Source organism: Puerhibacterium sp. TATVAM-FAB25 (genome assembly GCF_046535855.1).
Taxonomy (GTDB): Bacteria; Actinomycetota; Actinomycetes; order Actinomycetales; family Cellulomonadaceae; genus Puerhibacterium; species Puerhibacterium variabilis_A.
In genome coordinates this window covers 57,508-80,200 of sequence record NZ_JAXUAK010000010.1, presented here as the reverse complement: position 1 = coordinate 80,200, position 22,693 = coordinate 57,508, and the positions used below count along the sequence as shown (strand labels likewise).

The 22,693-nt window shown below is 73.9% G+C and carries 17 protein-coding genes; 10 read left to right on the top strand and 7 right to left on the bottom strand.

All coding sequences use genetic code 11. The features are described from left to right. Window positions 1-42 precede the first annotated feature (42 nt). Both U5M74_RS10840 and U5M74_RS10835 read right to left on the bottom strand, forming a co-directional pair. Entirely contained in the window at window positions 43-927 is an 885-nt protein-coding gene (locus U5M74_RS10840; protein WP_410909012.1) for a universal stress protein, read from the bottom strand. Window positions 928-1,144: 217 nt separating this feature from the next. Beyond that, window positions 1,145-1,867, bottom strand: a complete 723-nt coding sequence (locus U5M74_RS10835; RefSeq protein ID WP_410908920.1) for a hypothetical protein — start codon at window positions 1,865-1,867, stop codon at window positions 1,145-1,147. Between the two features lie 246 nt (window positions 1,868-2,113). On the opposite strand from U5M74_RS10835, the gene U5M74_RS10830 reads away from it, so the two are divergent. Continuing rightward, window positions 2,114-4,678, top strand: a complete 2,565-nt coding sequence (locus tag U5M74_RS10830) for an ATP-dependent Clp protease ATP-binding subunit (RefSeq protein WP_410908918.1) — start codon at window positions 2,114-2,116, stop codon at window positions 4,676-4,678. Between the two features lie 161 nt (window positions 4,679-4,839). Here the strand turns inward: U5M74_RS10830 and U5M74_RS10825 are convergent, their stop codons facing one another. The 3 genes from U5M74_RS10825 to U5M74_RS10815 form a co-directional block, all read right to left on the bottom strand. After that, window positions 4,840-5,514: an HAD hydrolase-like protein gene (locus U5M74_RS10825; RefSeq protein WP_410908916.1), complete on the bottom strand. Its 675-nt coding sequence runs from the start codon at window positions 5,512-5,514 to the stop codon at window positions 4,840-4,842. A 77-nt stretch (window positions 5,515-5,591) separates the two neighbouring features. Continuing rightward, window positions 5,592-6,596: an NAD-dependent epimerase/dehydratase family protein gene (locus U5M74_RS10820; protein WP_410908914.1), complete on the bottom strand. Its 1,005-nt coding sequence runs from the start codon at window positions 6,594-6,596 to the stop codon at window positions 5,592-5,594. Window positions 6,597-6,655: 59 nt separating this feature from the next. Continuing rightward, entirely contained in the window at window positions 6,656-7,744 is a 1,089-nt protein-coding gene (locus U5M74_RS10815) for a LacI family DNA-binding transcriptional regulator (protein ID WP_410908912.1), read from the bottom strand. A gap of 298 nt (window positions 7,745-8,042) precedes the next feature. On the opposite strand from U5M74_RS10815, the gene U5M74_RS10810 reads away from it, so the two are divergent. The 6 genes from U5M74_RS10810 to U5M74_RS10785 all read left to right on the top strand — a co-directional run bounded on the left by U5M74_RS10810 (window position 8,043) and on the right by U5M74_RS10785 (window position 14,856). Then, the gene (locus U5M74_RS10810; protein ID WP_410908910.1) at window positions 8,043-9,026 is read left to right on the top strand and encodes an ABC transporter permease; all 984 of its coding nucleotides are present in this window, start codon (window positions 8,043-8,045) and stop codon (window positions 9,024-9,026) included. Next, window positions 9,020-9,955 carry a carbohydrate ABC transporter permease gene (locus U5M74_RS10805; RefSeq protein ID WP_410908908.1) on the top strand — a complete coding sequence of 312 codons (936 nt, stop codon included), beginning with the start codon at window positions 9,020-9,022 and terminating at the stop codon, window positions 9,953-9,955. The genes U5M74_RS10810 and U5M74_RS10805 overlap by 7 nt, the downstream gene beginning before the upstream one ends. 108 nt (window positions 9,956-10,063) lie before the next feature. Then, complete coding sequence (locus U5M74_RS10800) at window positions 10,064-11,716, top strand: extracellular solute-binding protein (protein ID WP_410908906.1); 1,653 nt, start codon at window positions 10,064-10,066, stop codon at window positions 11,714-11,716. Between the two features lie 122 nt (window positions 11,717-11,838). Beyond that, a complete protein-coding gene (locus tag U5M74_RS10795) occupies window positions 11,839-11,991 on the top strand; it encodes a hypothetical protein (protein WP_410908904.1) in 153 nt (50 codons plus the stop codon). Then, the gene (locus U5M74_RS10790) at window positions 11,984-12,715 is read left to right on the top strand and encodes a glycosyltransferase (protein WP_410908902.1); all 732 of its coding nucleotides are present in this window, start codon (window positions 11,984-11,986) and stop codon (window positions 12,713-12,715) included. Before U5M74_RS10795 ends, U5M74_RS10790 begins: the two co-directional genes overlap by 8 nt. Window positions 12,716-12,759: 44 nt before the next feature. Continuing rightward, window positions 12,760-14,856: a beta-galactosidase gene (locus U5M74_RS10785; protein ID WP_410908900.1), complete on the top strand. Its 2,097-nt coding sequence runs from the start codon at window positions 12,760-12,762 to the stop codon at window positions 14,854-14,856. Between the two features lie 102 nt (window positions 14,857-14,958). Here U5M74_RS10785 and U5M74_RS10780 read toward each other — a convergent pair whose 3' ends face one another. Then, window positions 14,959-17,091 carry an alpha-glucuronidase gene (locus tag U5M74_RS10780; RefSeq protein ID WP_410908898.1) on the bottom strand — a complete coding sequence of 711 codons (2,133 nt, stop codon included), beginning with the start codon at window positions 17,089-17,091 and terminating at the stop codon, window positions 14,959-14,961. A gap of 17 nt (window positions 17,092-17,108) precedes the next feature. Continuing rightward, entirely contained in the window at window positions 17,109-18,530 is a 1,422-nt protein-coding gene (uxaC, locus tag U5M74_RS10775) for a glucuronate isomerase (protein WP_410909011.1), read from the bottom strand. A 270-nt stretch (window positions 18,531-18,800) separates the two neighbouring features. Here uxaC and U5M74_RS10770 point away from each other — a divergent pair, with 270 nt between their 5' ends. The 3 genes from U5M74_RS10770 (at window position 18,801) to U5M74_RS10760 (ending at window position 22,634) form a co-directional block, all read left to right on the top strand. Beyond that, window positions 18,801-19,862, top strand: coding sequence for a LacI family DNA-binding transcriptional regulator (locus U5M74_RS10770; RefSeq protein ID WP_410908896.1), 1,062 nt, complete (start codon window positions 18,801-18,803; stop codon window positions 19,860-19,862). Further along, entirely contained in the window at window positions 19,859-21,394 is a 1,536-nt protein-coding gene (locus U5M74_RS10765) for a mannitol dehydrogenase family protein (protein WP_410908894.1), read from the top strand. The genes U5M74_RS10770 and U5M74_RS10765 overlap by 4 nt, the downstream gene beginning before the upstream one ends. Window positions 21,395-21,515: 121 nt before the next feature. Further along, on the top strand, window positions 21,516-22,634 hold the full coding sequence (locus U5M74_RS10760) for a mannonate dehydratase (RefSeq protein ID WP_410908892.1): 1,119 nt from the start codon (window positions 21,516-21,518) through the stop codon (window positions 22,632-22,634). The last annotated feature ends 59 nt before the right edge of the window (window positions 22,635-22,693 follow it).

Sequence of the window (22,693 nt, the reverse complement as noted above, 5' to 3'; positions counted from 1 at the left end):
TGCCGGCCTCGTGCCCTGCCCGTGCCCGGTCGCGGCGGTCCGTCAGCGGACCACCGTGACCGGGCACGCGGCGTACTCCAGCACCTGCCGGCTCGTGGAGCCCAGCAGGAGGCGGTCGAAGCCGCCCATCCCGCGGGCGCCCACCACGACGCGGCCCGCCGTCGCGGACCTCTCGACCAGCGCCTTGGCCGCCGGAGCGTGCACGACGGTGCGGACCAGGTGGTCGGCCGGCAGGCTCACGCCGGTCTTCGCCTGCGCCCGGTCGACCACCTCGTCGAGGCGCGCGGCGGCGAACTTCTCGTACTCGTCGATCGGCGGCGCGTACCCCCACGACCCGGGCAGCGGCGCCAGCGTGGTGATCTGCCAGGCGAACACGGCCTCGAGCACGGTGCCGACCGTCCCGGCCACCTCGAGGCCGTGGCACAGCGCGGCGGCGCTCGCGTGCGACGTGTCGACGCCGACGACGATGCGGCCCGGCCGGTCGGGGAACGCCGTCCTCTCCTCCGGCGGGCGCGGCACGTCCTTGCGGACCACCGTCACGGGCACCTTGGCCCGCTCGACCACCTCGGACGACACCGAGCCGAGCACCAGCCGGCCGATCCGCCCGCGCTGCCGCCGGCCGAGCACCAGCATCTGGGCGTCGGCCGCGGCCTCCAGGAGGGCGTCGGTCGCGGCGCCCTCGGCCAGCTCGACGGTGACCTCGACGTCGCGGCCCGTGCGTGCGCGGGCCCTGTCGATCATCTCCAGCACCTGCCGGCGGCGCTGCTCGACATCCTGGTCGTACTCGGCCTGGGGCACGCCGCGCCGGCCCGGCCAGACGTGCACGGCCACGAGCGACAGGCCCCGCCAGCCCGCTTCGCGCAGGGCCCAGTCGAGGGCCTCGTCCGCCTCCGCCGAGCCGCTCGCTCCCACCACGACGCCGCGCATCGGAACCACGTCCCTTCGTCGCCCGGCGCCTCGCCGCGGCCGGGCACGCCGTCCGTATCCCTCGCAGCATAGGGACGGGCGCATCTCCCCGCCCGACGTCCGCCGTGCGCGCCCCCGGGGCCGGGTCTCCGGCGTCGGCGCCAGGCCGCGCTGTCGATCGTGCCGTCAGGCCGCCGTGTCAGGCCGCTGTGTCAGGCCACCCTGTCAGGCCGCCGTGTCAGGCCGGGCCGTGGCCTGCGTCGCCCCGCTCGCTCTCGCCCCGCCCGCTGTCGCCCGACAGCAGCGTCCGGACGGGGCGCGTCACGACGTCGACGCGGTCGACCAGGTCGGCCGGCCCCGTCACCACCAGCGCCCGGTCGGCCACGGGCACGTAGACGGCGACGACGTCGCGCACCGCCACCCGCGTGCACGGCGCGAGCGAGCCGTCGACGACGAACGTGCCCTCCTCGAGCGGCACCTCGTCCACCGCCTCGACGATCGCGCGCATCGCGCTGCGGTAGTCGGCGTAGTCCTCGGCGAAGTCCGCCGCGTCGCCGGCGTCGTCCGGCTCCGTGCCTGGCTCCGTGCCCGGTCCTGTGCCCGGTCCTGTGCCCCGCGGCGCGCCGGCGGGCGGCTCGACCGGGGCGCGCAGGTCGGCGTGCAGGGGCGCGGCGAGCGCCCCGCTGCACGCGGCGCGCACGACGTCGTCCACCAGTTCCGGCGGGCACGGCTCGTGCAACGTCTCCACCTCGAGCGACTCGCCGGCGAACGTGCGGTAGGCCCGCAGGAACCGCTCCGCCGTCGGGTCGTCCCGGTGGTCGGTACCGGTGACCGTCTCCTCCTCGAGGTCCAGCCCCCAGGTGAGCGGGTCGTCCACCTCGCCGACCACGCCCGAGGACCGCGCGAAGCGCGCGACGAGCTGTTCCCACGACCGGTGCTGCGGGCCGTCGTCCTTCGCCATGGGACCTCCCCCTTCCGGCCGTCCTGCCCGCGCGTCGAACCGGGCATGCCACGAGCCTGCCCGCACCCGCCGGACCCGGCAAACAGACGCGCCGTCACGCCCCTGGCGAACACGGGCAGAAGTCGGCCACCCCGCTGGTTGGCAACGCATAGAGTCGTAGCGGTCAGGCTGTCGTCGCCGTGTGGCCACCGAGAGGCCACGGGAACCCGGCGGGGTGCAGGTACGCCGCTCGTGAGGGAGCAGCACATGTTCGAACGTTTCACGGACCGAGCCCGTCGGGTCGTCGTCCTCGCCCAGGAAGAGGCGAGGATGCTCAACCACAACTACATCGGCACGGAGCACATCCTCCTCGGCCTCATCCACGAGGGCGAGGGCGTGGCCGCCAAGGCGCTGGAGTCGCTGGGCATCTCGCTCGACGGCGTGCGCACGCAGGTCACCGAGATCATCGGCGAGGGCCAGCAGGCCCCGAGCGGGCACATCCCGTTCACGCCGCGTGCCAAGAAGGTGCTGGAGCTGTCGCTGCGCGAGGCGCTGCAGCTCGGCCACAACTACATCGGCACGGAGCACATCCTCCTCGGCCTCATCCGTGAGGGCGAGGGCGTGGCCGCGCAGGTGCTCACCAAGATGGGCGCCGACCTCAACAAGGTGCGTCAGCAGGTCATCCAGCTGCTGAGCGGCTACCAGGGCAAGGAGCCCGTGTCCGCCGGCGGTCCGCAGGAGGGCCAGCCGTCCGGCTCGGCCGTCCTGGACCAGTTCGGCCGCAACCTGACGCAGGCCGCGCGCGAGGGCAAGCTGGACCCGGTCATCGGCCGCTCGACGGAGATCGAGCGCGTCATGCAGGTCCTGTCCCGCCGCACGAAGAACAACCCGGTGCTGATCGGCGAGCCGGGCGTCGGCAAGACGGCGGTCGTCGAGGGCCTCGCCCAGGACATCGTCCGCGGCGACGTGCCGGAGACGCTCAAGGACAAGCAGCTGTACACGCTGGACCTGGGCGCCCTGGTGGCCGGCTCGCGCTACCGCGGTGACTTCGAGGAGCGCCTGAAGAAGGTCCTCAAGGAGATCCGCACCCGCGGCGACATCATCCTGTTCATCGACGAGATCCACACCCTCGTCGGGGCGGGCGCCGCCGAGGGCGCGATCGACGCCGCCAGCATCCTCAAGCCGATGCTGGCCCGCGGCGAGCTGCAGACCATCGGTGCCACCACGCTCGACGAGTACCGCAAGTACGTCGAGAAGGACCCGGCCCTGGAGCGCCGCTTCCAGCCGATCCAGGTGGCCGAGCCGTCGCTGCAGCACGCCATCGAGATCCTCAAGGGCCTGCGCGACAAGTACGAGGCGCACCACCGCGTGTCCATCACGGACGGCGCGCTGGTCTCCGCCGCGACGCTCGCCGACCGGTACATCAACGACCGGTACCTGCCGGACAAGGCGATCGACCTGATCGACGAGGCCGGCGCGCGCCTGCGCATCCGCCGCATGACGGCGCCGCCGGAGCTCAAGGTCCTGGACGAGGAGATCGCCGAGGCGCGCCGAGAGAAGGAGTCCGCGATCGACGAGCAGGACTTCGAGAAGGCCGCCGGGCTGCGCGACAAGGAGAAGCAGCTCACCGGCAAGCGCGCCGACCGGGAGAAGGCCTGGAAGTCGGGCGACCTCGACACCGTCGCCACGGTGGACGAGGAGCTCGTCGCCGAGGTGCTGGCCATGTCCACGGGCATCCCGGTCGTCAAGCTGACCGAGGAGGAGTCCAGCCGCCTGCTGCACATGGAGCAGGAGCTGCACAAGCGCGTCGTCGGCCAGGAGGCCGCGATCAAGGCGCTGTCGCAGGCCATCCGCCGCACGCGGGCCGGCCTCAAGGACCCGAAGCGCCCCGGCGGGTCGTTCATCTTCGCCGGCCCCACGGGCGTCGGCAAGACCGAGCTGGCCAAGGCGCTCGCCGAGTTCCTCTTCGGGGACGAGGACGCGCTGATCCAGCTCGACATGTCGGAGTTCTCGGAGAAGCACACGGTCTCGCGGCTGTTCGGCTCCCCGCCCGGGTACGTCGGCTACGACGAGGGCGGCCAGCTCACCGAGAAGGTGCGCCGCAAGCCGTTCTCCGTGGTCCTGTTCGACGAGGTGGAGAAGGCCCACGCGGACATCTTCAACACCCTGCTGCAGGTGCTCGAGGACGGCCGACTCACCGACTCGCAGGGCCGGGTGGTCGACTTCAAGAACACCGTGATCATCATGACCACGAACCTCGGCACCCGGGACATCGCCAAGGGCGTGCCCACGGGCTTCAACGCGAGCGGCGACACCACCACGTCGTACTCGCGCATGAAGGCCAAGGTGAACGAGGAGCTCAAGCAGCACTTCCGGCCCGAGTTCCTCAACCGCGTCGACGACGTGGTGGTGTTCCCGCAGCTCACCCAGGACGAGATCGTGCAGATCGTCGACCTGGAGATCGCCAAGCTGGACCGCCGCCTGCGCGACAAGGACATGGGCCTCGAGCTCACCGGCGCCGCCAAGGTGCTGCTGGCCGAGAAGGGCTACGACCCGGTGCTCGGCGCCCGTCCGCTCAAGCGGGCGATCCAGCGGGAGATCGAGGACGTCCTGTCCGAGAAGATCCTGTTCGGCGAGCTCAAGCCGGGCGAGGTCGTGGTCGTCGACGGCCAGGGCGAGGGCATCCTCGGGGAGTTCACCTTCCACGGCGAGGCCAAGGCCGACCACCCGGTCGAGCCGGTCGCCGTCGGTGCCGCCGCGGCGCCCGACGTGCCGCGCACGACGGGCAGCGACCTCCCGCCGACCGGCGGGCTGAGCGCCCAGGCCGGCTGATCCCGGTCCGCGACCGCACGCGAAGGGCCCCGGTCTCCGCACGGAGACCGGGGCCCTTCGCCGTCCCCGCCGAGATAGAGAGGTCCGGCGCCGAGATAGAGAGGGCGGCCCGCGAGATAGAGAGGAGGCTCTCTATCTCGGCGGAAGAGGTCTCTATCTCGTCAACGGGCGGGGAGGGCCAGCTGCGCGCGCACCGCGTCGGCGAGCTTGGCGACGTCGTCGACGACGGCGACGGCGCCCGCCGCCGCGAGCTCGCCCGGCCCGGCGTACCCCCACGACACGCCCAGGCAGTCGATCCCGTGCGCGGCGGCGCCGTGCACGTCGTGCTCGCGGTCGCCGACCATCACCATGGGCGCGTCGCCGGCCGTGCGCCCCAGCGTGGCCAGCGCCGCGGCGATGACGTCGGCCTTGGTGGACGACTCGTCGAGCGGCGCGCCGAAGACGCCGTCGACCAGCGCCGCGAGGCCGAACCGCTCGGTGATCGGCCTGGCGAAGACCTCGGGCTTCGACGTGGCCACCGCCAGGACGCACCCGGCCGCGCGCAGCTCGCGCAGCGCCTCCGGGACGCCGTCGAACACGCTGTTCTCCCACATGCCCGACTCGGCGAAGCGCGCCCGGTACGCGGCGATCGCCTCCTGCACCCGCTCGGCCGGCACGCCGTGGCGCGGGAACGAGTCGGTGATCGGCGGGCCGACGAACGAGCGCAGCGTCGCGGCGTCGGGCACCGGCAGGCCCAGCGAGGTGTAGGCGTGCGCCACCGACGCCGTGATGCCGGGCGCCGAGTCGGTCAGCGTGCCGTCGAGGTCCAGGAGCACCAGGGGAGCGGGGGAAGTCATACCGGCAGGCTACGTGCTGCGCACCGCCCGTCCGGACGGGCGGCGCTCAGCACGGCGCTCAGCACGGGGCCCGGCGGTCACAGCGCGCGGGCGTGCTCCACGAGCTTGTCGAAGCCGGCGTCGAGGTCGGCGTCGACGACCTGCGCCTCGGGGTGCGCGTCGTACCAGGCCATCTGCTCGACGGCGCCCTCGGCGTAGGTGACCGTGGTGCGGAACTCCGGCACCAGCGCCTCGAGCTTCGAGGTGTCGAAGGTCATCGAGTGGGCCTTGTCGCCCAGCAGCCCCGGCCCGACGTCGGGCAGCACGCGCGCGATCGTCTCGCTGGCCACGTGCACCAGCTCGGGCTCGTCGACGCCGGCCGCCGCGGCGAGCCAGCGGTAGACCTGGTCCCACGTGGGCGCGTGCGACCCGGTGATGTGGAAGCTGTCGCCGACGGCCAGCGGGTGGCCGAGCAGGCCGACGAACCCGACGGCGAAGTCCTCCGTGTGCGTCAGCGTCCACTGCGTCGTGCCGTCGCCGTGCACGACGACGGGCCGCCCGGCGCGCAGCCGCGCCACGTCGGTCCACCCGCCGGTGGTGGGGATCAGCGTGCGGTCGTAGGTGTGCGACGGCCGCACGACGGTCATCGGGAAGCCGTTCTCGCGCGCGGCCCGCACCAGCACGTCCTCGCAGGCGATCTTGTCGCGCGAGTACTGCCAGAACGGGTTGACCAGCGGCGTCGACTCGGTGACGGGCACCCGGGCCGGCGGCGTCTGGTACGCCGAGGCGGAGCTGATGAACACGTACTGCCCGGTGCGGCCGGAGAAGCGCTGGACGTCGCGCGCGACGTGGTCGGGCGTGAAGGCGCGGAACTGCGCCACGACGTCGAACTCCCGCCCGGCCAGGGCGGCGTCGACGGCGTCGTGGTCGGTGGCGTCGGCGACGAGCGTCTCGACGCCGTCGGGCAGCGGCCGCTGGCTCGAGCGGCCGCGGTTGAGCAGGGTGACGCGGTGGCCGAGCGCGACGGCGCGCGCGACGCTCGCGTGGCTGATGACGCCGCTGCCGCCGATGAACAGGATCGACTGGGGGCTCCGTGTGGTCATGGTGCCCATCGTGGCCTGCCGCGCGGTCCCGCGCCCGGCGTCGCGGCCCGCGCCGCGCGTCACGCCCCGGGCGGGGCCGTCGACTCCCGGAGCACGAGCTCGGTGGCGAGGTTGACGCGCAGGGTCGCCGGGGTCCGGCCGTCCACGAGGTCGAGCAGCATCGACGTGGCCAGCGCGCCCATGTCGGCCAGCGGCTGCCGCACCGTGGTCAGGCGCGGGGCGGTCCACTCGACGATCGGCAGGTCGTCGTAGCCGACCACCGAGAGGTCCTCGGGCACACCCAGGCCCAGCTCGCGGGCGGCGCGCACCACGCCGAGCGCCTGCAGGTCCGAGCCGGCGAAGACGGCGGTGGGGCGGTCCGGGCCCCGCAGCAGGTCGAGCGCCTGCGCGTAGCCGCCTTCCTGCGTGAAGTCGCCCTCGCGGACGAGCGCCGGGTCGAGCGGCACGCCGGCCTCGGCGTGGGCGCTGCGGAACCCGTCCATGCGGGCGCGCGAGCACAGCATGTCGGACGGGCCGCTGATGGCGGCGACCCGCCGGTGCCCGAGCTGGAGCAGGTGCCGGGCGGCGGCCAGGCCGCCGGCCCAGTTGTCGGAGCCGACGGTCGGCACGTCGGCGGGCGGCTCGCCGTCGGTGTCGATCACGACGACGGGGATCGACCGGCTCACGAGCCGGTGCTGCTGCGCCGGGTCGAGCTGCGCCGCCACGAGCAGCACGCCGAGCGGCGGCCGGGCGAGCGTCGTCTCCAGCCACGTGCGCGGCGGGCGGTGCGAGCCGGACAGGTCCGAGAGGATCACGCTCGTGCCGCGCCGGGCGGCGGCGGCCTCGACCCCGCGGATGATCTCCATGGACCACATCGACCCGAGCTCGTGGAACGCGAGGTCCACCAGGCCGGTGCCCGCGGGCCGGCGGGACGGCCGGCGCCGGTAGCGGTGCCGCCGCAGGGCCTCCTCGACGCGCGCGCGGGTGGCGGGCGCGACGTCGGCCCGGCCGTTGAGCACCTTGGAGACGGTGGGTACCGAGACGCCGAGCTCGCGGGCGATCGCGGCGATCGTCGGGACGCCCGGTCCGGAGCGCTCCGGCGACGCGGGCGGCGTGCCCGCGGGGGCGGGGGGCTCGGCGGCGATCTCCGCGGTGGTCTGCGACGTCATCGTTGCTGTCCGAGGGTCGGCGGGGTGTCGTGGCGCCTCGGGAGGCGCCGCAACTTTCGATGCGTCGACGGTACTCCGCGCGCTGCCGCGGCGCGAGCACCGACCGCACGACGCTCCGACCGTGGGTCGAGGCCCCGAAGACCGTGACTATTTCGTGACCGAAAACGTTCGCATTGACGGTTGACCCCTCGATCTGGGGCCCCTACGGTCCTGGTAGCAATCGGCACAGAGGCCGAAACTTTCGGAACACACGACGACGTGGGGTCCCTGCCCGGCGTCGTCGCTCGAGAGGACGACGATGTCACTGAGGACCGCTGCGCCTCCCGTCGCGCTGGGGGAGACCGCCGACGACGCGCCCCTGCGGCCGCGGCCCGGGCGGCGCGAGGGCTGGGCGCGCGCGCTGCGCAAGGACTGGCGGCTGTACAGCCTCGCGGTGCTCCCGCTGCTGTTCTTCCTGATCTTCAAGTACGTGCCGATGGCGGGCGCCGTCATCGCGTTCCGCCGCTTCCAGCCGGGCGGCTCGATCTTCGGCGAGGAGTGGGTCGGCCTCTACTACGTCGAGCGGTTCATCCAGGACCCGAAGTTCTGGGACACGTTCGCCAACACGGCGATCATCGGCGCGCTGACGCTCGTCGTGGTGTTCCCGCTGCCGGTCGTCCTGGCCCTCATGCTCAACGAGGTGCGGGTGCGCTGGTTCAAGAAGGCCGTGCAGACGGTCAGCTACCTGCCGCACTTCATGTCCGTGGTCATCGTGGCCGGCTTCGTCTTCGAGCTCACCTCGCTCGACGGCACCGTCAACAAGATCGTCGAGGCCCTCGGCGGCGACCCGGTCTCGTTCATGCAGCGGGCCGAGTGGTTCCGCACGATCTACGTCTCCTCGGAGGTCTGGCAGACCGTCGGGTGGGGCACCATCCTCTACCTCGCGGCGCTCACGACGATCGACGAGCAGCTCTACGAGGCGTCCCGGATCGACGGCGCGAACCGCTGGAAGCAGACCTGGCACATCACGCTGCCGGGCATCCGCCCGACCATGATGGTGCTGCTCATCCTCAACGTCGGGCAGTTCATGGCGGTCGGTTTCGAGAAGGTCTTCCTCCTCTACAACCCGCTGACCTACCCCACCGCGGACGTGCTGTCCACGTACGTCTACCGCGTCGGCCTGACGTCCGGACAGCTGAGCTACGCCACCGCGATCGGCCTCTTCGAGGCGCTCATCGGCCTCGTCCTCGTCTTTGCCGCCAACGCGATCTCGCGCCGGATCACCGGGAGCTCCCTGTGGTGAACGAAGTCCTCGACCCCGTCGACGCCACCCCCGACCTCGCGGCGGTGCGCGGCAGCACCACGCGCGTCAAGGAGACCACCGGCTACCGGGTCTTCACCGTGCTCAACACGGTCGCGCTGACCCTGGTGGGCCTGCTGACCCTGTACCCGTTCCTCAACCTGGCCGCCCGCGCGTTCAGCTCGGAGGCCGCCATCCGCGCCGGCGACGTCATCGCCTGGCCGGTCGGGTTTAACCTCACGACGTTCAACTCGGTGGTCTCCCAGGACATGTTCTGGGTCAACTACCGCAACACCGTCGTCTACACCGCGGTGGCCACGGCCATCGCCATGGCGCTGACGACGACGTTCGCCTACGTGCTGTCGAAGCGGCACCTCAAAGGCCGCGCCGCGCTGATCGGCATCGCCGTCTTCACGATGTTCTTCTCCGGCGGCCTCATCCCGAACTACATCCTCGTCAGCGAGCTCGGGATGAAGAACACCATCTGGTCGATCGTGCTGCCGCAGGCGATCAGCGTGTTCAACCTGCTGGTGATGAAGTCGTTCTTCGAGAACTTCCCCACGGAGCTGGAGGAGGCCGCCGCGATCGACGGCCTGTCCACCTACGGGATCTTCTTCCGGATCGTGCTGCCGCTGAGCAAGGCCGTCATCGCCACGATGGTGCTCTTCTACGCGGTCGCGTTCTGGAACTCCTGGTTCCCGGCGTTCCTCTACATGGACAACCCGGACCTGTACCCGGTGACCGTGTTCCTGCGGAACATCATCGCCGGCGCGACGGGGACCGGCGAGGCGCTGAGCGCCGAGTCCGTGCAGATCGGTGCCAACGTGAAGTCCGTGACGATGCTGCTCACGGTGCTGCCGATCGTGTGTCTGTACCCGTTCATCCAGAAGTACTTCGTGTCCGGCGTGATGCTCGGCTCCGTCAAGGGCTGACCCGCGGCCGCCCCGCTCGTCCCACCGCTCGTCCCATCCCTCTCACCGCCGCGGGCGTCGACGCCGACGCCCGCCCGTCCCGAACGCCGTCGTCCACCGGAGGAAACCATGAGGATCACCCGATCGAAGGCCGTCGCGGCGACCGCCGCCGCCGCGCTGGTCGCCACGCTCGCGGCATGCTCGTCGGGAGGGGGTGAGGACGGCGCGGAGCCCGCGGCCGACCTGTCCGGCAAGTCGACGGGCGCGATGGAGGACTACGACGTCGGCACGTCGTTCAAGGCGACCGAGCCGCTGACGTTCGGGCTGATGTACCGCGACCACCCGAACTACCCGTTCCAGGCGGACTGGTCGGTCTTCAAGCACCTCGAGGAGGACCGCAACGTCTCCTTCGAGTTCCAGTCGGTGCCGCTGGCGGACTGGCAGCAGAAGCGCTCGCTGCTCATCAGCTCGGGCGAGGCGGCGGACATCATCCCCTCCACGTACGTGGCGGACGTCGAGACGCTCACCTCCGGCGGCGCGCTGCTGCCCGTGTCCGACTACCTCGACTACCTGCCCCACTTCATGGACAAGGTCGAGAAGTGGGGGCTGCAGGAGGAGCTCGACCGCACGCGCAGCGCCGACGGCAAGTTCTACGTGCTGCCCGGCCTGCTCGAGCAGCCCAAGCCCTCGTACTCCATCGCCATCCGCGCCGACTGGTGGGAGGAGGCCGGGCTCGAGGACCCGAAGACCTGGGACGAGTTCACCGAGCAGCTCGAGGTCATCAAGGAGCGCCACCCGGAGCTGGAGTACCCCTACACGGAGCGCTGGAGCATCAACGGCCCCATGGAGGCCACGCTGCAGGCTGCGGCCGGCAACTTCGGCACCGAGGCCGGCTGGGGCTACGGCGACGGCGTCACGTGGACCGGCAGCGAGTACGAGTACACCGGTGCCTCGGAGGGCTACAAGGAGCTCCTCACCTACTTCCACGACCTCGTGGACAAGGGCCTGCTCGACCCCGAGGGCCTGACGCAGGAGGACGACCCCGCGATCGCCAAGCTCACCACCGGCAAGGTGGCGGCGCTCGGCGTCAACGACCAGGAGATCGTGCGCTACCGCACGGGCTTCGAGGAGGCGGGGAACAAGGACGCCGAGATCCGCCAGATCGTGGTGCCCGCGGGCCCGGCCGGGAACATCATGGACGCCACGACCGGCGGCCAGTTCGAGTCCGGCGTCGCGCTGTCGGCCAAGGCCGCCGAGCGCGACGACTTCGTGGCCCTGCTGCAGTTCGTCGACTGGCTGTACTACAGCGACGAGGGCCTCGAGTTCGCCAAGTGGGGCGTCGAGGGCGAGACCTACACCAAGGACGCCTCCGGTACCCGCACCCTCGCCGACGACGTCGACTGGGGCTCGCTGAACCCGGGCGCCCCGAAGCTGCTCAACACCGACTTCGGCTACTACAACGGCGTGTTCTCGCTGGCGCACGGCTCCACCACCGACCTCGTGCAGTCCACCCTGCGCCAGGAGGTCATCGACTTCCACGCCGGGATGAACGAGAAGGAGGTCGCCGAGCAGGGCCCGGGCGTCGCGATGGACGAGATGCAGCGCGAGGAGTCGTCCCTGCTGCAGACCAACCTCGAGGACATCGTCATGACGGCCACCGCGCAGTTCATCCTCGGTGACCGCCCGATCTCCGAGTGGGACGCCTACGTGGCCGAGCTCGAGGGCGCCGGGATGGACCGGTACGTCGAGCTGGTCAACCAGGCCGCCGGCGTCACGGAGTGACCCCCCGGGCCGGGCGCGCTCCGCGCGCCCGGCCCGGTCGCGCGTCCGCCCCGAGCCGCAGACCCGCCGCCCGCCGCTCCGGGCGACCGACCCGCACCCGCCGCACCCGAGGAGCCGCCGCCGTGACCGATCCCGCCGCCGTCGTCGACGGGCGCGCCGCGCTGCGGCTGACGCCCGGCCGGCGCGCCGTCACGCTCAGGGAGGGCGAGCTCGTGGCCGACGAGACCCCGGCGTGGGCCGACGCCGCCCCGATCCTGAGGAGGGCCCATGGCTGACGCGCCGCGGGCCGGCACCGCACGCGAGCTGGGCGACGGCGTGCTCGGCCGGGCGGCCGCGTTCGTCTACTGGCACCTGGTCGTCGGCGTGCTGCTGTGCCTGGCCACGCTGCCCTCGGTCGTGCTGCTGATGCTGCTGGGCCGCTCCGCCGGCAACGCGCTGCTCGTGCCGCTGTGCCTGGTGCCCGCGGGGCCGGCGCTCGCGGCGGCGCTCTTCGCGCTGCGCGACCGCACCCGCGCCGAGGGCCTCGCGCCGGCGCGCGCGTTCCTGCGCGGCTACGGCCTCGACTGGGCTGACGCGCTGCGCGTGTGGACCCCCGCCTGCGTGGCGCTCGGCGTCGTCGCGGGCGGCATCGCGAACGTGGGGCCCGCCGGCCTGCCCGGCGCCTACGCGGCCGTGCTGCTCGTCGTCGGCGTGCTGGTGCTGCTGTGGGCGCTCAACGCCCTGACGCTCGCGGCGTTCTTCGGGTTCCGCACCCGTGACACGGCGCGGCTGGCGGCCTACTACCTGGCCCGGCCGCGCCTCACCGTGGGCCTGCTGGCGCTGGTCGTGGTCGCCGTCGGGGTGGTGTGGCTGACCAGCGAGGCGGTGCTGTGGCTCTTCGCCGTCGTCCTCGTGGCCTTCTGGCGCACCACCGCCCAGCAGATGGTCGAGGACGTCACCGCCCGCTTCACCGTCGAGGGCGCCGCCGGCCCGGGCGCCCCGGACCCGCAGGACCCGTAGGACCCGTAGGACCCCGACCCGTCACCCCTCGCGACAGGAGAACCATGCTCAGCCCCGGCGTCCCCGTGACCTCGAAGATCCTCTACGGCGGCGACTACAACCCCGAGCAGTGGCCGCGCGACGTGTGGGAGGCCGACTACGCGGCCTTCGGCAAGGCCGCGATCGACACGGTGACGCTCGGCGTCTTCGCGTGGTCGTACCTGCAGCCGGACGAGGAGACGTACGACTTCGACCGGCTCGACGCGATCGTGCAGCGCGCGGTCGACGGCGGGAAGCAGGTCGTGCTGGCCACGGCCACCGGCGCGATGCCGCCGTGGCTGGCGCACCGGTACCCCGAGGTGTGCCGGACCGACTTCGAGGGCCGCCGGCACGTGTACGGCCAGCGGCACAACCACTGCCCGAGCTCGCCGGCGTTCCGGCGGCTGTCGGTGGCTCTGGCCGAGCGGATCGCCGAGCGCTACGCCGGCACCCCCGGCCTCGTGGCCTGGCACGTGGGCAACGAGTACGGCGGCGCCTGCTACTGCAACCTGTGCGCCGCGGGGTTCCGCGACTGGCTGCGCGCGCGGTACGGCACGCTGGAGCGGCTCAACGACGCCTGGAACGCCACGTTCTGGTCGCACCTGTTCACCGACTGGGAGCAGGTCGTGCCGCCGAACGCGCTGAGCGAGCACTGGCGCGGGCCCGACCACACCGCCTTCCAGGGCATCACCCTGGACTACCTGCGGTTCATGTCCGAAGCGATGCTCGCGAACTACCGCGACGAGAAGGCGGCCATCCGCCGGCACGACCCCGCGACGCCGGTGACGACCAACTTCATGGGCCTGTTCCGCCCGATCGACTACCACCGCTGGGCGGCCGACCTCGACTTCGCGAGCTGGGACAACTACCCGCCCGGGCCCCGCGAGCACGCCCGCATGGCGCTGGCGCACGACCTCATGCGCGGGCTCAAGGACGGCCAGCCGTTCTGGGTCATGGAGCAGACGCCCACCATCACCGCCAGCCGGGACGTCAACCCGGTCAAGCGGCCCGGCGTGCTGCGGCTGTGGTCGTGGCAGGCCGTGGCGCACGGCGCCGACGCCGTCCTGTACTTCCAGATGCGCCAGTCGAAGGGCGCCTGCGAGAAGTACCACGGTGCGGTGCTCGACCACGCCGGGCGCACCGACACCCGCGCGTTCCGCGAGGTCGCCACGCTCGGGGCGGAGCTCGGCGCGCTCGGCGGCGCCGTGCTCGGGGCGCGCACGCCGGCGCGCGTGGCGCTGCTGTTCGACTGGGACTCCTGGTGGGCCGCCGAGATCACCGATGGCTTCAACCGGCACGTGAAGTACCCGGCCGTGGTGCTCGGCTACTACCGCGCGCTGTGGCAGGCCGGCGCCCAGGTCGACGTGGTGCCGGTGACGGCCGACCTGTCGCGCTACGACGTGGTCGTCGCGCCCGCGCTGCACGTGGTCAAGGGTGACGTCGCCGCGCGGCTCGAGGATGTCGTCGCTCGCGGCGGCTCGGTGCTGGCCTCCTTCTGGTCCGGCCGCGTCGACGAGGACGACAACGCCTTCCTCGCCGACGTGCCGGGTCCGCTCGCGCCGCTGCTCGGCCTGCGGGTCGAGGAGACCGACTCCGCCGCGCCCGGCGTGGTCAACCCCGTGACGCTGCGCGTGCCGGACGCCGGTGGCGCGGGCGGCAGCGAGCAGGTCGACCCGGACCCCGTCGTTTCCGACGCGGAGCTCGTGTTCGAGGTGGTGGTGCCGCAGGGCGCCGAGGTGGTCGGCACCTACGGGGCCGAGTTCTACGCCGGCACCCCCGCGGTGACGCGGCACCGCCCCCACGGCGGCGACGGCGGCGAGGCCTGGTACGTCGCGACCGGGCTCGACGACACCGGGCTGGCGTGGGTGGTGCGGCACCTGCTCGGCCGGCACGGGCTCGTGGGCCCGTACGCCGCGTACGACGACGTCGAGCTGGCGGTGCGCGAGCGGCCGGGCGCCGACGGCGGCGTCGAGCGGACGGCGTTCGTGCTCAACCACCGCCTCGACGCGGTCGACGTGCCGGCGCACGCGGCCGGCGTCGACCTGCTCACGGGCCGGCGCGTCGCGGCGGGGGAGACCCTGCACCTCGAGCCGACCGACGTCGTCGTGCTGCGCGAGGACTGACGCGGCCCTCTGACACCGGCCGACGGCTAGGGAAACGGGACGAAACTCGACGAGTTTCGTCCCGTTTCCCTAGCCGTCGGCGCGACCGGGCCGTGCCGCCGGTCAGTAGATCTCGCGCCCCTTGGCGTCCGGGATCCCGGACTTGCGCCAGAAGTAGGTGTTCAGGACGTCGCGCCACTCGGTGGCCGACCGCACCTGCTCGGCGAGGCGCTCGGTGACCCGCTCGGCGACGTCGGGGTCCACGAGGTCGGCGACCGCCTGCCAGGCCTCCACCGTGCGCAGCACCCGCTCGAGGCCCGCGAACCGCGTGTCGTAGACGTGCTGGGCCACCGTGCTGCCGCTGCGCAGCACGTGCGTGTACGGCACGTGGTGGAAGAACAGCAGCAGCTCGTCGGGGCAGGTCTCCAGATCTTCGTAGACGTCCCGCCACGGTGCCGGGTACTGGCCGGTGTAGCCGGTGCCGGTGGCGCGGGTGCGGTCGACGCCGATGCCGTCCCGGTCGGCGAAGTGGTACGTGCCCCACGGGGTGTACTCGTAGCCGTCGACGTCCGGGCCGTAGTGGTGGTGGGGCCGCACCATGAACCCGACGCCGAGCGGCGCCGTGTACATCTCGTACGTCTCCCACGACTCGTCGAGGATCGCGTGCAGCGCCTCGCGCACCCGCCGGTCCGCGCCCGGGAAGGTCAGCCCGGCCCACTCGTCGAGCAGGTCCGCCGGGTCCAGCGCGGGGTCCCACGCCAGGCGCCCGAACGCGTAGAGGTTGGCCTGCGCCAGGGGGTGCCCGGTCCAGAACCGGTCGTCGCCGACGTTGGACACCGCGGCGACGCCGCCCTCCCGGCCGGCGCCACCACCGGCACCGCCGTCACCGGTACCGCCGTCCGCGCCGGGCCCGCGCCCGGCGACGACGTCGGCCACGGTGGGCGAGCCGTCGCCCCAGAACCGGAAGCCGAGCACCTGGCTCCACGGCCGGCCCAGATACACCGCGTGCCGCTGCTGGCCGGTGTACTCCTGAGTGACCTGCAGCTCCAGGGCCAGGCGCGTGCGCGGCATCGCGGCGAACGTCGGGGACACCGGCTCGCGCACCTGGAAGTCGATCGGCCCGTGCTTGACCTGCACGACCACGTTGTCGGCGAACTCGCCGTCGTGCGGCACGAAGTGGTCGTACGCAGCCCGGGCGCGGTCCGTGCCGCGGTCGCGCCAGTCCTGGGTGTGGTTGTAGACGAACGCCCGCCAGTGGACCAGGCCGCCGTGCGGGGCCACCGCCTCGGCGAGCATGTTCGCGCCGTCGGCGTGGCTGCGGCCGTAGGCGAACGGGCCGGGCTGGCCCTCGGAGTCGGCCTTGACCACGAAGCCGCCGAAGTCCTCGATCGCGTCCCACACGCGCGCGGCGGCCGCGCGCCACCACGCGCGCACGTCCTCGTCCAGCGGGTCCGACGTCGTCAGCCCGCCGAGCACGACCGGCGACGCCCAGCTCACGGACAGGTGGGTGCGGATGCCGTAGGGCCGGAACGCGGCGGCGATGCGCGCCACCTCGGGCAGGTCGTCGGTGAGCAGCCGCGCCTCGCGGGCGTGCACGTTGACGTTGTTGATCGCCACCCGGTTGACGCCCGCGGCCGCCAGCAGCCGGGCGTACTGCGCGACGCGGGTCAGGTCGGCGCGCACCTCGCCGTCGGCGTAGAAGATCGAGCCGCCGGCGTAGCCGCGCTCCACCTGCCCCATCGCCGGGTGCACGGCCACGTTGTCCCAGTGGTCGAGCATCCGCAGGGTGGTGGCCGGCGCGTGCCGCTCGACGGCGCCGTCGCCGTCGCCGGCGAGCGCCGGCTCCCCGCCGCGCACGAGGTGGAAGAACCCGTGCAGCAGCCCGGCGCCGGTGCCGGCGGTCACGGTGACGCGGCCGGCGGCGCGCGCGACCTCGAAGGCCTCCGGGCCGCCGAGGCGCCCGGCGGCGCCGGGGTCCAGGACGAGCGCGACGTCCGCGTCGTCGGCGCGCTCCGGCGCCGCGCCGCCGTGCGCGGCGGTCGCGGCCGTGACCTCGGCGCGCACGGTGCGCACGACCGGGTCGGCGAGGGCGTCGGCGACGCCGTCGGGGACGACGACGGCGACCTGCCGGCGGCCGAGGGGTGCGAGGGCGGCGTCGGGCAGCCACGCGGGGTGGACGGCGGGGTCGACGGGGACGGCGGCGGGGCCGGGCGCGGTGCGCACGGTGCGGTCGGTGGTCGGTGCGGGGGTGGCCATCGTCGGTCCTCCCGGGGTCAGGCCGCCGCGTACGCGGCGAGCGGCAGGTGGTAGGCGAGGTCGGCGGCGGTCTCGACCGCCTCGTCGAGGTCCAGGCGGTGCTCCGCCACGAGGCGGGCGAGGTAGCCGGCATCGACGCGGCGGGCCAGGTCGTGGCGCGCGGGGATCGAGCAGAAGGCCCGGGTGTCGTCGACGAAGCCCGAGGTGTTGGAGAAGCCGGCGGTCTCGGTGGCGGCCTCGCGGAACCGGCGCATGGCGTCGGGGGAGTCGAGGAACCACCACGGCGCACCGAGCCGCAGCGCGGGGTAGACGCCGGCCAGCGGGGCCAGCTCGCGGCTGTAGACGTCCTCGTCGATCGTGAACACGATCGCCCGGAACCCCGGGTGGTGCCCGAACGCGTCGAGGACGGGCTGCAGCGCCCGGGTGAACTCCACCGCCACGGGGATGTCGTAGCCCTTGTCCGGCCCGAACTGCCGGGTCCGGGCGGCGGCGTGGCCCCGGGCCACGCCCGGGTGGATCTGCATCACCAGGTGGTCCTCGGCGGCCATCGCCGCCGTCTGGAACAGCATGTGCGCGCCGAACGCCGCGGCCTCCGCCGGCGTCACGGGGTCGGCCCCGCCCGACGACGCCCGCAGCGCCCGGTCGAGCAGGCGGGCGGCGTCGGCGTCGTCCATCGGCGTGGTGTCCGGCAGGAACGGGCCGTGGTCGGTGGCCCGCCCGCCGGCCGCCTTGAACCGCGCGCGCTGGGCGCGCAGCGCCTCGAGGTAGGTGGCGTACGAGGTGACCTCGACGCCGGCGGCCGCGCCGGTGCGCGCGACGTCGGCGGCGAAGGTGGGGGAGTCGAGGGTCAGCACCGCGTCCGGCCGCAGGGTCGGCAGCACGCGCGCGCCCAGGCCCTCGGCGCGCAGGCGGTGGTGGTGCTCGAGCGAGGACCACGCCGGGTCGGTGGTGGCGATGACCTCGATGCCGAACCGGTCGAGCAGCGCGCGGGGGCGGAACCCGGGGTCGGCGAGCGCCGCGGCGACCTGGTCGTAGATCGCGTCGGCGGTCTCGGCCGACGGGCGCTGCGTGACGCCGAAGATCTCCACCAGCTCGGTCTCCAGCCAGAACCGCGTGGGGGTGCCGCGCAGGTGGCGCCACCCGGCGCAGAAGCGGCGCCAGACCGCGCGCGGGTCGGCCTCGGCCGGGACGGAGCCGTCGAGCGCCCCGACGCCCAGCTCGGGCAGCGTGGCGCCCTGCGACACCAGCAGCCGCAGCAGGTAGTGGTCCGGCACCACGAGCAGCTGCGCGGGGTCGGGGAAGGGGGTGTCGTCGGCGAACCACTCGACCGGCACGTGCCCGTGCATCGAGACGATCGGCAGGTCCCGGACCGCGCGGTAGATCTCGCGCGCGACCGGGCGGGTCACCGGGTCCGCGGGCAGGGCGCGGTCCTCGTGCAGGGTCCAGGGGCTCGCCCGCCCGGCGAGCCCGGCGGTCGGCCGGTCGGTGTGGGTGGCGGGGGCCTGCTCGGCCGCCGGGGCGGTCGGGGTAGGGGTCACGTCGCTGTGCTCCTCGTCGTCTGAGAACGTTTGCAGCGTAGCGCGCCGAGCCGCCGCGGTCACGCGCCCGCGCGGCGGTGCAGACGCCGGGCCGTCGCGCGCGGTACAGTCGCTGCGAACGTTTGCAGACGTGGCCGCACCGACGCGGCCCCGAGCCCGGGAGGGGCCGCTGTGGTCACCGTGCACGACGTGGCGCGCGCCGCCGGGGTGTCGATCTCGACGGTCTCGCGCGCCCTCACCGCCCCGGACAAGGTCGCGGTCGCCACGCGGGACCGCGTCACGGCCGCCGCCGACGCGCTCGGCTACCTGCCCAACCGCGCCGCGAGCGGGCTGCGCGCGGGCCGCACCCGCACCGTGGGCCTGCTGGTGCCCGACCTGTCCAACCCCTACTTCGCCGCGGTCGCCAAGGGCGTCGCGGAGCGGGCGCGGGCGCACGGGCTCGGCGTGTTCGTCGTCGACTCCGAGGAGGACCCGGCGCTCGAGGCCGAGCTGCTGCACTCGGCGGTGCACCAGACGGACGGCGTCGTGCTGTGCTCGCCGCGCGCCGTGCTGGAGGACCGGGACGTGCTGGGCACCAAGCCCGTCGTGGTGGTCAACCACCGCACCGCCCGCACGCTGTCCGTCGGCTCCGACGGCGCCGGTGGCGTCCGCCTCGCGGTCGAGCACCTGCACGCGCTCGGCCACCGCCGCATCGCCTACGTCGGCGGCCCGGCGCGCTCCTGGTCCGACGGGCAGCGCCGCGCGGGCCTCGCCGCCGTCGCCGAGCGGCTCCCCGACCTCGACCTCGTCCCGCTCGGCCCCTTCTGGCCCGACGCCGACGGCGGGCACGAGGCGGCCGGCGTCGTCGTGGCCTCCGGCGCCACCGCCGCCGTGACGTTCAACGACCTGGTCGCCGTGGGCCTGGTGCGCCGCGCCGCCGCCCTCGGCGTCCGGGTGCCGCAGGACCTCAGCGTGGTGAGCTTCGACGACACGTTCGTCGCCACGCTCACCACCCCGCCGCTGACCTCGGTGCACACCGACCTGCGCGAGCTCGGCATGCGCGCCACCGACATGCTCGTGCAGGCGCTCGACCCCGCCCAGGCCGAGCTGCTGGCGGAGGTGGCGGGGCAGCCCGGCGCCGAGCCGGTGCTCATGCCCGCCGCCCTGACGGTGCGCGAGTCGACCGCCCCGGCGCCCGCGGTGCCGGCCGGTGCGCGCCCCGCCGCCGACGCCCCCCGGAGGGACCTTCCATGACCGTGACCGACCTGCCCCTGCTGGGCCCCGCCACCCCGCTGCCCGGCGACGTCGCCGGCCCGCGCGCCGTGCCGGAGCAGGTGGGGATCGTGCACCTCGGCTGGGGCGCGTTCCACCGGGCGCACCAGGCCGTCGCCACGGAGGACGCCATGGCCGCCACGGGCGACCTGCGCTGGGGCGTCCTCGGCGTCGCGGGGATGACCCGCCCCTCGCGGGCGGCGCGGGCCGCGCGCCGTCAGGGCGGGCGCTACACGGTGCTGACCGTGGGGGCCGGCGAGGACGGCGGGCGCCTCGCGTCCGCCCGCGTCGTCGGCTCCGTCGTCGACGTGGCCTCCCCGCGCGACGAGACGCCGCGCCTGCTCGCGGCGCTGGCCGCCGCCACCACGCACGTGGTCACGCTGACCGTCACCGAGAAGGGCTACTGCCGCCGCCCGGACGGCCGCCTCGACGCCGCCCAGGTGGCCCACGACGTCACGGTGCTCGCCGCGGAGGAGGCGGCCGGCGAGCAGCGCGTGCCCTTCGACGCGCGGCCCGCCGCGACGGCGCTCGGGCTCCTCGTGCGCGGCCTGGCCGCCCGCCGCCGCGCCGGCGCCGCCCCGGTCACGGTGCTCAGCTGCGACAACCTCGCGCACAACGGCCGCGTGCTCGCCGGGCTCGTGGCCGAGCTCGTCGACGCGGCGCTGCCCGGGACCGCCGGCGACGCCCTGCGGGGCTGGCTCGCCGCGTCCGTGACGTTCCCCAGCTCGATGGTCGACCGCATCACGCCCGCCACCACGCCCGCGGCGCTCGAGGCGATCGCCGAGGCCGTCGGCGCCCGCGACGAGGCCGGCGTCGTCGCGGAGCCGTTCAGCCAGTGGGTGATCGAGGACCGCTTCGCCGGGCCGCGGCCCGCGTGGGAGCGCGCCGGCGCCGAGCTCGTCGACGACGTCGCGCCGTGGGAGGCCGCCAAGCTGCGCATGCTCAACGGCACCCACTCGCTGCTCGCCTACGCCGGGCGCCTGGCCGGGCACGCGACGCTCGCCGAGGCGGTCACCGACCCGCGGGTCGCCGCGCACGCGCGGGCCTACCTGTTCGAGGACGCGCAGCCGACGCTCGTGCCGCCCGCCGGCGCCGACCTGGCCGCGTACGGCGCGGAGCTGCTGCGCCGGTTCGCCAACCCGGCGACGGGCCACACCACCACCCAGGTGTCCACCGACGGCACGCAGAAGATCCCCGTCCGCTGGGGCGCCGTGGCGGCCTGGCACCTCGGGCGCGACCGGGTCCCGCAGGGCGTCGCCCACGGGCTCGCCGCCTGGGCCGAGTTCGTGCGCCGCGCCGTGCGCGACGGCGTCGACCTGGGCGACCCGGCGGGCGCCGCACGGCTCACGGGAGCCGTGCGGGAGGCGGGGGCCGACGACGTCGCCGCGGTGGCGGCGGCGCTCGTCGCGCTGCCGGGCCTGCTGCCCGACGGCGCCGGCACCGACGCGCGGCTCGTGGCCGCCGTCGTCGAGCACGCCGAGGCCCTGGCCGCCCGCGGCCAGGAGCTGCGCTGACGCACCCGCAGCACCCGCAGCACCCCGGCACCCGCAGCACCCCGGCACCCGCAGCACCCCGGGGCCGGAGCACCCCGGCGACGACGCCGCCACGACAGCACGAGCACGAGGAGCGCTACCGATGAAGATGGGCTTCCGCTGGTACGGCGAGGGCAACGACACCGTCACCCTCGACCACGTCCGCCAGGTCCCGGGCGTCGAGACGATCGTCTGGAGCCTGCACCACAAGCAGGCCGGCGAGGTCTGGGAGCAGGCGGAGATCGACGCCGAGGTCGCCCGGATCACCACGCTCACCGACGCCCACCGGATGGCGGGGATCACGCGGACCTTCGACGCCGAGGTCGTCGAGTCCGTCAACGTCCACGAGTCGATCAAGCTCGGCAGGACGGTCCTGGGCATGAGCCGCGACGAGGCGATCGAGAACTACGTCACCACGATCGAGCGCCTCGGCCGGGCCGGGGTCAAGGTGGTCTGCTACAACTTCATGCCCGTCTTCGACTGGCTGCGCACCGACCTGTGGCACCCTCTGCCGGACGGCTCCACCGCCCTGTTCTACGAGAAGGCCGTGGTCGACCGGATGTCGCCCGAGACGCTCATCGCAGAGATGGAGGCCGGCGCGGGCGGCCTGACGCTGCCGGGCTGGGAGCCGGAGCGCCTGGCGCACTTCCGCGAACTCGACGCCGCCTACGCGGGCGTGACCCACGAGGACATGTACGCCAACTACCGGTACTTCCTCGACGCCGTGATCCCCGCCTGCGAGGAGCACGACGTCAAGCTGGGCGTGCACCCGGACGACCCGCCCTTCGACCTGTTCGGCTGGCCGCGCGTGGTGTCCACCAAGGAGGACCTCGCGCGCGTGCTCTCCCTGCACGACAGCCCGTACCACGGCCTGACGCTGTGCCTCGGCTCGTTCTCCGCCGACCCGGCGCACGACGCCGTCGACGCGGTGCGCACGTTCATGGACCGCATCCACTTCTCGCACGTGCGCAACATCAAGCACCTCCCCGGCGGCGACTTCACCGAGGTGGCGCACCGGGCGTGCGAGGGCGACGTCGACACGGTGGGCATCATGCGGGCCTACGCCGAGGCGGGGTACACGGGCTACGTGCGGCCGGACCACGGCCGGCACCTGTGGGACGAGAACACCACGAACCGGCCGCGGCCGGGATACGGTCTGTACGACCGGGCGCTGGGCATCCAGTACCTTCTGGGGGTGTGGGACGCCGCGCGGCGCGGCTGAGGCGGACCCGCAGCAGCATGTGACGAGCACCACGCCAGGGGCCCGACACCGACGTCGGG